This window comes from Buchnera aphidicola (Meitanaphis elongallis) (genome assembly GCA_039830015.1).
GTDB classification, from domain to species: Bacteria; Pseudomonadota; Gammaproteobacteria; order Enterobacterales; family Enterobacteriaceae; genus Buchnera_B; species Buchnera_B aphidicola_AU.
Window position 1 is genome coordinate 464,041 of sequence record CP140033.1, and the last position, 11,347, is coordinate 475,387.

Genomic DNA, 11,347 nt, shown 5'->3' on the forward strand with positions numbered 1-11,347 from the left:
ATTTATTAAATTAAAAGTTATTGAAAGTTAATATTACCTATCTAAAATCATATTATAAAAATATTAATTATTAAAATATAACTATTTTACTAAATATATACAAAAATTTCCACTATACAAACGTTTATGCTTATTTTGACTATTTTATAATATTAACTTCCTATCAAGTTTCTACCTAAAAAATTTACGTACTAAAATAAATTTAAAATAACAAAATTACTATAATGTCAATTTACATTCTTCAAACATTAAACTATAATATTAGAAGTATATACTAAATATCTTGATGTTAATATTAAACCAAAAATTAAAAAATTTTACTTTTATTTATATTAATTTATTACAAAACTCTTCTTTAATAAAAAATAATTAGTTACATTGAAATACGCTTATTTATTTATCATGTATTTTAAATCATGTCTAAACATGAAAATTTTATCAAATCAAAACAAAGCTTTAAGTATATCAAATAGAAAAACTTTTAGTAAATAAAAAAATTATTTGTTCATGTATTTCATTGCAATAATAATATGATAATTAACCATGAACAACAAACAATGTAACATTTTATAATTTATAATCTAAACCATTTTGAAAAGCACAATGCACTTGTTATAAACATTATATTTTATACCAAGATAAAAGTCGATCTGTATCAAAAAACGATACCATATTACTCACTCCATAGTTTGAATTAAAAATAAAAAAATGAAAAAACAATACATACCTCAAGAAATAGAACAAAATGTTCAAAAAATATGGAAAGAAAAAAACTCATTTTCAGTAACTAAAAATGTAAATAAAAAAAAATATTATTGTCTCTCCATGATTCCATATCCTTCTGGAAAACTACATATGGGTCATGTTAGAAATTACACTATTGGCGATGTTATAGCACGATACCAACGTATGATTGGAAAAAATGTACTACACCCCATAGGATGGGATGCATTTGGATTACCTGCAGAAATAGCTGCTATACAAAACAATATAGATCCTTCCAAATGGACTAATAAAAATATAAAATATATGAAAAAACAATTACAATCATTAGGGTTTAGTTATGATTGGGCAAGGGAAATTACAACTTGTGAACCTAAATACTATAAATGGGAACAATGGTTTTTTATAGAGTTGTATAAAAAAAAATTAGTTTATAAAAAAAAATCTTGGGTAAATTGGTGTGAAACCGATCAAACAGTTCTAGCAAACGAACAAACTATTAACGGTTTATGTTGGCGTTGCAATACTAAAATTATTAAAAAAAATATTTCTCAATGGTTTATTAAAATCACTAATTATGCTGAAGAATTATTGAATGGATTAAAAAAATTATCTGAATGGCCAAACCAAGTTAAAAAAATGCAATCAAATTGGATTGGGCGCTTATATGGAATCAAGATATACCTAAAGCTATTTCATACATCAGAAATGTTAAGTATCTTTATATCTAAACCTGAAATGTTAATGGGAGCAACATACATTGCCATTTCTCCTTTGCATAAACTTGCCCAAAAAATGTCACATACTAATAAAAACATTTATTTATTTATTAAAAATATATCTTATTTTAATCCAAACAATAACAATTGCGATAAATACAAAGGTATTAACACCGGAAAATTCGCTTTCCATCCATTAACTAAAAAAAAAATACCTATATGGATAGCTAATTATGTACTATCAGAACATACAACTAAAGCAATATTCGGTATACCCGCGCATAATCAAGATGATCTTAATTTTTCTCTAATTCAAAATTTAAAAGTTATACCAGTAATACTCCAAAAAGACGATAAAATTCCAAAAATAAAAAATATTGCTATGACACAACCAGGAAAACTATATAATTCTGGAAAATACAACAATTTACACACTACAGAAGCAAATGTAACTATAATATCAGAGTTAGAAAACAAAAAAATAGGCAAAAAAAAAACATATTATAAATTACAAGATTGGGGAGTATCAAGGCAACGTAGTTGGGGAGTCCCTATCCCGATGGCAACTCTAGAAGACAATAGTATTGTTCCCATACCAGAAACACATCTCCCACTAACATTATCTCATAAAACTCATAATATACATACTAAAAAAAATATTATGCATTCAGTTAAAGAAAAAATAATATATATTAATGGAAAACTAGCAAAATGTGAATCTGACACATTAGATACGTTTGTAGAATCATCATGGTATTACGCTAGATATACTTGTGCGCAATTTGATCAAGGAATGATAGACAAACATTCTGCTGACTATTGGTTGCCTATAGATTTGTACATTGGAGGAATAGAACATGCCACAATGCACTTAATATACTTTAGGTTTTTTCACAAACTATTAAGAGATTTTGGACTAGTTAAATCAGACGAACCGGTAAAAAAACTACTGTGCCAAGGCATGGTGTTATCAGATGCTTTTTATTATTTCGATCATAATGGACATCAACAATGGATTAATGTTCCGTCTACTAATATTAAATACGATACTCATGGAAAAATTAGAAAAAATTTTATATATAACGAAAAAAAAATATTTCATGAAGGTATGATTAAAATGTCTAAATCAAAAAAAAACGGGGTAGAACCAGAAATAATGATCAGTAAATATGGTGCAGACACAGTAAGATTATTTATTATGTTTGCAGCTCCAATAGAAATGTCATTAGCATGGAAAGAACCTGGAGTAAAAGGAATGCATCGGTTTTTAAAAAAACTATGGACATTTTGTTACAATCATATTAAACAATATAAACATTCAGACGTACCATTAAACTACAACAATCTCAATGATCACCAAAAAAAGTTGTACTTGTTATTGTGTAAAACCATAAAAATAGTAGAACAAGATATTAAAATCAAACAATCATTTAACACAGCTATTGCTACAACAATGAAACTCACTAATGAACTTTTTAAATTTTCTGTAAATGAAAACAACGATTCAAAATTGATTCAAGATTCTTTAGTATCTATTTTAAAAATCCTATACCCTTTCACACCGCATTTTAGTCACGTCTTACTACAAAACTTATTAAAAAATAAGAACGATATAAATAATATTTCATGGCCAACGATTGAAAACAACTTTGAAGTAAACGAAACTTTATACTTAATATTAATTCAAATAAATGGAAAACTTCGCCATAAAATTAAAATATCTCGACCATGTTCTAAAAAAGATATATTGAAAAAAATATTAATAGAACCAAAAATATTTAAATATACTAATAAACGCACAATTGAAAAAATAATATATATCCCAAATAAATTGATAAATTTAGTTATTAGTTAACAAAAAAATTAAAGATTTAAATTAATGATTCCCTATAAATTATGTTATTATATTAATATTTAAAACTATATTTATGAACATTATCCGTACAGAACAATTATTCCCTATTTTTTTTAAGGACTTAAGCCCTTATTACATTCTTATTGGAAACAACAATTTTTTTATTCAAGAAAGCAAAAAAATTATATTTTCTAAAGCCAAAAAATATGGATTTTCTCAATGTTTAATCAAAACAATAAAATATGATATTGACATTAAAAAATTATCTTCGATTTTTATGCTAAACAATTTTTTTTCAAAAAAAAAATTGTTATACTAAATCTGTCTAGACAAACACTTACTAAAGCAACTCAAAAACAATTGTCTTATCTATCTACTTTTATCAATCCTAATTTACTCCTAATTATTTATAAAAAAACGCAAGAAAAAACAGAACAAACTATATGGCTTAACATATTTAAATTACATGGCACAATCGTATATTGTTACACACTTAATACGAAAACGTTAAATGTTTGGGTAAAAAACAGAATAAACTATCTAAAAATAAACATTCACGAACATGCAAAAAACTTGCTTCTTCAATTCTATGAAAAAAATACGTTGTCTTTATACAACATATTAAATATTCTAACGCTGATTTGGCCAAAAAATTTAATAACAGTTAAAAAAATCCAAAAAATTATTAGCGATAAAGCTATTTTTACACCAGAAAACTGGATTGATGCAATGTTCTCTGGTAACTTCAACAAAACTCAGAGAATACTAAATACTTTTTGCATAAACAATTATAATCAAATAGCATTAATGAGATGCTTACAACACAATTTAATAACAATATTAATGATACAACGCAAAAAATCAAATAACATAAATTACATCTTCGAAAAACAAAAAGTTCATAAAAATAGAACATCATTACTAGTAAGCTTTTCAAATCGTATCAGTTTTGAAAAAATATACAAATCAATTAAATTATTAAAAAAAATAGAAATTAATATAAAAAAAAGACATGAAAAATCTATGTGGAATCAACTAAAAATTTTACCTTACATCATAAATTAAAAAATCAAAAAATTATAATTCAATGGAAAAAACAATGAATTCATTATATGCTGTTCTAGGTGGTACATTTAATCCTATTCATTATGGTCATATTATTACGTCAGAAGCACTAGCAAAAAAAATCTTTTTAGAAAAAATTATACTATTACCTAATTACACCAACCTATATAGACCATCGAATATTTTAATAAAACATAAAATTAATATGATAAAATTAGCAATAAAAGATAAACCATTATTTCAAATAAATTACCTTGAAATAAAAAAAAAATACCTTATACTATAAACACATTAAAACAACTAAGAAAAGAAATAGGAAATAAGAGATCATTAGGATTTATTATAGGATTAGATAATCTGATACATTTGGATAAATGGTATAAATGGAAAGAATTACTAAAATGGTGTCACTTAATAATATTACAACGTTCTATGTATAAATTATATATAAACAACAAAATATTAAAAAATTGGATTGAAGAAAATATTACAAAACATTATTTTTTTTTACATAATCATCCTTCCGGATACATTTTTTTTTCCAATACACCTCACATTAATGTTTCTTCTACAAAAATTAGAACATTTTTAAAAAATAACTTTTCCTGTTTAAATTTATTACCTACTTCTGTAATCAAATATATTAAAAAATATAAGTTATACATTTAATACATTCGTTTAAAACAATTATATTAAAATATAATAATATGTCACAAACAATGAGCATTAAACAAGACAAAAACTATCAATTGTTAGATTTAAGAACTTTACGTTGTCCTGATCCTATTATGCTGTTACGAAAAAAAATCAGAGAAATTAAAACTGGAAATATCTTATTAATACTCGCAGATGATCCATCCACCATAAGAGACATTCCAAATTTTTGTCGATTCATGAAACATATATTATTAAAACTGATCATCAATAAATTACCTTACCAATTTTTAATCAAAAAAGGAAATGTTTCCTCATATATTTATAAAAACAAATTATAATATATTCATATAATGATAAACCTTTATAAAAGCATTAAAAAATATTTAAAATGACTTAACAAAAATTTACGATTAAATATCAAGATAAAACTAACAATTATTAATTATATACTTAATAATTGTTAGCATGACCATAGAAAATATTAAAATTTATAAATTTAACTAAAAAATAAAAAAATAACACTTTAATTATATGTAATTAACAATTTTAACATACGTCGTAATGGTTCTGAAGCACCCCACAATAGTTGGTCTCCCACAGTAAATGCAGATATATATTTTCGTCCAATATTTAATTTTCTTATTCTTCCTACAGGAGTACTCAAAGTTCCAGTTACTGCACATGGCGTTAAATGCTTAATAGTAGTATCAATCTCATTTGGAATTACTTTTACCCAACTATTATGTTGAGATATAATACATTCGATTTCTGATAAAGAAATATCCTTCTTCAACTTAATCATGAACGACTGACTATGACATCTCAAAGATCCTATTCGAACACATAAACCATCCATCAAAATATCTTTTTTAGACGATAATATTTTATTGGCTTCAGCTTGAATTTTCCATTCTTCTTTACTTTGCCCATATTTAGCTTTAACGTCAATCCAAGGAATAAGACTACCAGCTAATGGAACACGAAAATTATTAACTGGAAAATCTTCACATAAACTAATTTCGTTAATTTTCTTTTCTATGCTTAAAATAGATTTAGCAGGATTTTCTATATCGTTTCTTACTCCTTTACAAATAAAATTCATTTGTTTTAACAATTCAATCATGTGCGATGCCCCACTTCCAGAAGCCGCTTGATAAGTAGAAACAGTCATCCAATCTACTAAACTATGAAAAAACAATCCTCCTAAAGACATTAACATTAAACTAACAGTACAATTTCCACCTACAAAGGTCTTAACATTATTATCAATAGATTTATTAATAATTGATAAATTTACTGGATCTAATACAATGACTGCTTCATTTTCCATTCTAAGACACGAAGCAGCATCTATCCAATATCCCTTCCAACCACTTTTTCTTAATTTATAATACATATTGTTAGTGTATTCACTACCTTGACACGTAACAATAATGTCTAATTCTTTTAATACATCTAAATCATAAGCGTTTTGCAAATTACCATAATATTTTCCATCAATAATAGGACCTTTATGATTAATCTGAGAGGTAGAAAAAAAAATCGGACGAAAACAACATAAATCATTTTCTTCTTTCATACGTTGCATTAACACCGATCCAACCATACCTCTCCATCCAATGAAACCTACAGATTTTTTCATTATTTATTTCACTCAATGATACAACATTGCAAATAACAACTTGTCAAAATTTAAAACTAATTAATTACAAAACTAGTAACATTATTTACTATACAAAGATAAAATCCTACTTTAACGCTTTATAAAACACAACATTATCTGATTTAAATAACATAAAAATCAGATACATATATTCTTTTCTCATACTACAATTAATATTTTAATATTCCTATTTCATTATAAACAAATTTATTTTTTCAGAGAAAACTCAACTCCTACCAAGATATATGTTTTAATTCAAATATTTTATTTTAACATTGTATTATATCTTTTTAAAATTACACAAAAACATGTATAATTAATATTTCTTACTAATACAACTTATTTACACTATTTAATCTATTAAAATATTTTTAATAAGAGTGAATTATGAACGAAATGATTTCTTCAACTATTTTATTAATTTTAATTATGGATCCATTGGGAAATCTTCCTATATTCATGTCTATATTAAAAAATTTAGAACCAAAACGTCGACGTATTGTACTATTACGAGAAATGATAGTAGCTTTATTAATAATGTTATTATTTCTCTTTGCAGGAGAAAACATTCTTACTTTTTTAAATCTAAAAACTGAAACAGTTTCTATATCAGGTGGAATAATTTTATTTTTGATAGCAATTAAAATGATTTTTCCATCTCATCACTATGACAACAGTATACCACCATGCATTAATGGAGAACCTTTTTTAGTACCTTTAGCAATTCCTTTAGTAGCAGGTCCATCTCTTTTAGCTACACTAATACTATTATCACATGAATATTTAAACAAAATAATGTATCTAACTGGATCGCTTTTAATAGCATGGACTTTTACAGTAATAATTCTGTTATTATCAAATGTATTTCTACGTTTGTTTGGTTCTAAAGGAGTTGATGCATTAGAAAGATTAATGGGACTCATTCTAATTATGTTATCTACTCAAATGTTTCTAGATGGTATAAAATCTTGGTTCCAAATTTAAACAATAGTACAAACAAAAAAATTAGACATAAAACATAATTTTTAATTTTATATTAACAATAAAAATTATATGCTTTGAAATATTTAATAATTCTAAAACATTAATAATATTTAAAACTATAATTTTATAACATGTTCACAATTAAAATAAATAACCTATACTTTTTAATTGTATCCACAGTACTTATTATAAATAATTAAAATGTTCGATAAAATTAAAAGATATGCGTTAAAATTTATTTTTCATTTATATCTAAAATATAAATAATATATATTAATTCATAATAAACAAAATTTACATTACATAATAATACCTCAAATTCTAAAAATAACTTTTTGATTAATTTAATTTTTAGAATTTTACTTAATGTTATTTATGGAAAAAAAATGCCAATTATCCAAGTCAATAATTTAAATCTTGCAAACAAAAAAGTACTCATAAGATCAGATTTAAACGTGCCAATTAAAAATAAAAAAATTGTTTCTTACGCTAGAATTGATGCATCACTACCAACAATCGAATTAGCATTAAAAAAAAATGCAAAAGTCATTGTTGCTTCTCATTTAGGTCGCCCAACAGAAGGAAAATATACTGAAGAACTATCACTATTTCCAATTTTTAAATACTTAGAAAAAAAGTTAAAAACTATTAAAGTACATTTTTGTAAAAATTATTTAAATGGTTTAGATACTAAACCAGGAGAATTAACTTTATTAGAAAATGTACGATTCAATCAAGGAGAAAAAACAAACAGCGTTTCTCTATCTAAAGCATACGCTAACTTATGTGATATATTCGTTATGGATGCTTTCGGTTCATTACACAGAAATGAATCATCTACTTATGGTCTATCAAAATATTCAAAAATAGCATGTTCAGGTTTACTTTTAGAACATGAACTAACTACGTTAAAAAAACTTCTAGAAAATCCTGTTCAACCTCTAGTTACTATTGTTGGAGGCGCAAAAGTATCTACTAAATTTAATTTATTAAAATCACTGTCCAAAATATCAGAAACTTTAATAGTTGGAGGAGGTATTGCTAATACATTTATAGCTATTGACAATAATGTAGGAAAATCTCTTTATGAACCAAATTTTGTTAATCAAGCTAAATTATTACGTGATAATCATAACATTTTTATACCAATAGACTCTCGCGTAAGTACTACATTTAATGAAAATAGTATAGGAATTACTAAAAAAATTTCTAAAATTCATGCAAATGAAGAAATTATGGATTTCGGAGACAAAACTATAGAAAGAATGATACCAATATTGAAAAAAGCTAAAACAATTTTGTGGAACGGACCAATAGGAGTATTTGAATTCAAAAATTTTAGAAGAGGAACAAAAATATTAGCAGAAACTATTGCAGATAGCAATTCTTTTTCTATAGCAGGAGGAGGAGATACTTTATCCGTAATAGAAATGTTAAAAATAAAAAATAAAATTTCATACATATCTACTGGAGGAGGTTCTTTTCTAAAATTTTTAGAAAACAAAGAGTTTCCCATAATAAAATTGTTAAAACGCTTTGTCAACAAATAAAAAATAATTTTAGCTATATTAAAATTTTTTAAACAGGACATCAATCATGTGTAACATTTTAAATTTTGTTAAACCAGGTGTAGTAAACGGATACGACGCATTAAAAATATTCCATATAGCTAAAAAAAATTGTTTTGCACTTCCTGCAATAAATTGCATAGGAACTGACTCTATAAACATCGTTTTAGAAACAGCACGAAAAGTTAATAGTCCAGTAATAATACAATTTTCTTATGGAGGATCAACATTTATTTCAGGACAAGGATTAAAAACTAGTGTTCTTCATCAAAAAGCAATATTAGGTGCTATATCAGGAGCTCAACATGTACATTTAATGGCAAAATATTATAAAATACCAGTTATTCTACACACCGATCATTGTAATAAAGAAATGTTACCATGGATTGATAAACTAATAAAAAAAGGAAAACAATATTTTAAGGAAAACAACCAACCTCTTTTTACTTCTCATATGATAGATTTGTCTCATGAACCATTAAAACTGAATTTGGACATCTGTGAAAAATATTTAAAAAAAATAAATAGCATCAATATGATGTTAGAAATAGAATTAGGATGTACAGGAGGAGAAGAAGATGGAATAGATAACACCAAAATGAACAATTCTTTGTTATATACTAAACCTATTGATGTTAACACAGCATATGAAAGGTTATCTGTGATTAGTCCTTGTTTTATTATCGCAGCATCCTTTGGAAACGTTCACGGTGTATATAAATCAGGTAACATTCATTTGAAACCTATTATTTTAAAAAAATCACAACATTATGTTAAAGAAAAACACAATTTATCTATTAATCCATTAAATTTTGTTTTTCATGGAGGATCAGGATCTTTACTAAAAGATATTAAAAAATCTATAAAATATGGAGTGATAAAAATGAATATTGATACTGATGTTCAATGGGCTACTTGGAAAGGAATATTAAAATATTATAAAAAAAATAAAATTTATTTAAAATCTCAATTAGGAAATCCTAATGGAACAGATAACCCAAATAAAAAGTACTACGATCCAAGAGCTTGGATACGTTATTCTCAACTATCAACATCATGTTACCTAAAAAAAATATTCAAAACATTAAATTCTTGCAACACCTTATAACAATCATTTTATTCAAATACATCTTTTAAGTAAATTAGAGGAGAATAACATTATTCTCCCTAAATTTGTTCACATATTTTAAAATATATTCATTATTATACAAGTGTTATATTGATATCAAACAAAATACTTTAAAGAACATAACAATGAAAAAATTGAACGTAGTTAACGACATTAATCATGCGGGAAGTTGGTTAATACTTAATCAAGAACTCCTACTAAGTTATACTATTAATCTTATATCTGCTATTATAATTTTTATAGTAGGACTTTTTACAGCAAAAATAGTATCAAACATCATTAACAAAGTTTTAATTACTAGAAATATCGATTCTACTATTTCCGGATTTCTAGCTGCACTAGTAAAATATATAGTTATTACATTCGCATTAATAGCTTCTCTAGGATGCATCGGTATTCAAACTACTTCAGTTATTGCTATACTAGGTGCAGCAGGAATGGCAATTGGATTAGCTTTACAAGGATCACTATCTAATTTTGCTGCAGGAGTACTATTAGTAATATTACGTCCACTAAGAACTGGAGAATATGTAAATATAGGAAATATATCTGGAACAGTCTTAAATATTCATATATTTTATACTACACTTCGAACTCTAGATGGAAAAATTGTTGTTATGCCTAACGGAAAAATAATATCAGATAACATAATTAACTATTCTAGAGAAAAAATAAGAAGAAATGAATTTATTATTAGTGTTGCATATAACTCTGATATTGATTTAGTAATAAAAATATTGAAAAATGTTTTAGAAAATGAAACAAGAGTATTAAAAGACCAAGATATTATCATCGGATTAAGCGAATTAGCACCATCTTCTTTAAATTTTATCGTACGTTGTTGGAGCAATACTGATGAATTAAACATAGTATATTGGGATTTAATGGCACAATTCAAAAAATCCTTAGACTTAAATAATATTAATATTCCTTATCCTCAACTTGAAATACATTATTCAAATAAAAAAAATAAATAAAATCTTT

At 24.9% G+C, this 11,347-nt stretch carries 10 protein-coding genes; 9 read left to right on the forward strand and 1 reads right to left on the reverse strand.

The window, feature by feature from the left end:
* Positions 1 to 708: 708 nt before the first annotated feature.
* From leuS to tusA, 5 genes are all read left to right on the forward strand, one after another.
* On the forward strand, positions 709 to 3,297 hold the full coding sequence (gene leuS / locus U0T58_02030; GenBank protein XBC42172.1) for a leucine--tRNA ligase: 2,589 nt from the start codon (positions 709 to 711) through the stop codon (positions 3,295 to 3,297).
* A 321-nt stretch (positions 3,298 to 3,618) separates the two neighbouring features.
* On the forward strand, positions 3,619 to 4,362 hold the full coding sequence (gene holA, locus U0T58_02035; protein ID XBC42553.1) for a DNA polymerase III subunit delta: 744 nt from the start codon (positions 3,619 to 3,621) through the stop codon (positions 4,360 to 4,362).
* Positions 4,363 to 4,396: 34 nt separating this feature from the next.
* Positions 4,397 to 4,648: a hypothetical protein gene (locus U0T58_02040; GenBank protein XBC42173.1), complete on the forward strand. Its 252-nt coding sequence runs from the start codon at positions 4,397 to 4,399 to the stop codon at positions 4,646 to 4,648.
* 56 nt (positions 4,649 to 4,704) lie between these two features.
* Positions 4,705 to 5,031 (forward strand): hypothetical protein, encoded by a 327-nt coding sequence (locus U0T58_02045; GenBank protein XBC42554.1) that lies wholly within the window; start codon positions 4,705 to 4,707, stop codon positions 5,029 to 5,031.
* A gap of 50 nt (positions 5,032 to 5,081) precedes the next feature.
* Positions 5,082 to 5,357 (forward strand): sulfurtransferase TusA, encoded by a 276-nt coding sequence (gene tusA, locus U0T58_02050; GenBank protein XBC42174.1) that lies wholly within the window; start codon positions 5,082 to 5,084, stop codon positions 5,355 to 5,357.
* 185 nt (positions 5,358 to 5,542) lie between these two features.
* On the opposite strand, the gene asd is transcribed toward tusA, so the two are convergent.
* Positions 5,543 to 6,661: an aspartate-semialdehyde dehydrogenase gene (gene asd, locus U0T58_02055; protein XBC42175.1), complete on the reverse strand. Its 1,119-nt coding sequence runs from the start codon at positions 6,659 to 6,661 to the stop codon at positions 5,543 to 5,545.
* 408 nt (positions 6,662 to 7,069) lie between these two features.
* Between asd and U0T58_02060 the strand changes: the two genes are divergently transcribed.
* From U0T58_02060 to mscS, 4 genes are all read left to right on the forward strand, one after another.
* Positions 7,070 to 7,666 (forward strand): YhgN family NAAT transporter, encoded by a 597-nt coding sequence (locus U0T58_02060; GenBank protein XBC42176.1) that lies wholly within the window; start codon positions 7,070 to 7,072, stop codon positions 7,664 to 7,666.
* A 386-nt stretch (positions 7,667 to 8,052) separates the two neighbouring features.
* A complete protein-coding gene (locus U0T58_02065) occupies positions 8,053 to 9,216 on the forward strand; it encodes a phosphoglycerate kinase (GenBank protein ID XBC42177.1) in 1,164 nt (387 codons plus the stop codon).
* A gap of 46 nt (positions 9,217 to 9,262) precedes the next feature.
* Positions 9,263 to 10,342 carry a class II fructose-bisphosphate aldolase gene (gene fbaA / locus U0T58_02070; GenBank protein XBC42178.1) on the forward strand — a complete coding sequence of 360 codons (1,080 nt, stop codon included), beginning with the start codon at positions 9,263 to 9,265 and terminating at the stop codon, positions 10,340 to 10,342.
* A 146-nt stretch (positions 10,343 to 10,488) separates the two neighbouring features.
* Positions 10,489 to 11,340, forward strand: a complete 852-nt coding sequence (mscS, locus tag U0T58_02075) for a small-conductance mechanosensitive channel MscS (GenBank protein XBC42179.1) — start codon at positions 10,489 to 10,491, stop codon at positions 11,338 to 11,340.
* Positions 11,341 to 11,347: the final 7 nt, after the last annotated feature.

What these genes read in the sequence shown, in the direction of transcription:
- U0T58_02060 (XBC42176.1), top strand. Translation starts at nt 7,070, where the DNA reads ATGAACGAAATGATTTCTTCAACTATTTTATTAATTTTAATTATGGAT.
- asd (XBC42175.1), bottom strand. Translation starts at nt 6,661, where the DNA reads ATGAAAAAATCTGTAGGTTTCATTGGATGGAGAGGTATGGTTGGATCG.
- mscS (XBC42179.1), top strand. Translation starts at nt 10,489, where the DNA reads ATGAAAAAATTGAACGTAGTTAACGACATTAATCATGCGGGAAGTTGG.
- tusA (XBC42174.1), top strand. Translation starts at nt 5,082, where the DNA reads ATGAGCATTAAACAAGACAAAAACTATCAATTGTTAGATTTAAGAACT.
- leuS (XBC42172.1), top strand. Translation starts at nt 709, where the DNA reads ATGAAAAAACAATACATACCTCAAGAAATAGAACAAAATGTTCAAAAA.
- fbaA (XBC42178.1), top strand. Translation starts at nt 9,263, where the DNA reads ATGTGTAACATTTTAAATTTTGTTAAACCAGGTGTAGTAAACGGATAC.
- U0T58_02065 (XBC42177.1), top strand. Translation starts at nt 8,053, where the DNA reads ATGCCAATTATCCAAGTCAATAATTTAAATCTTGCAAACAAAAAAGTA.
- U0T58_02040 (XBC42173.1), top strand. Translation starts at nt 4,397, where the DNA reads ATGAATTCATTATATGCTGTTCTAGGTGGTACATTTAATCCTATTCAT.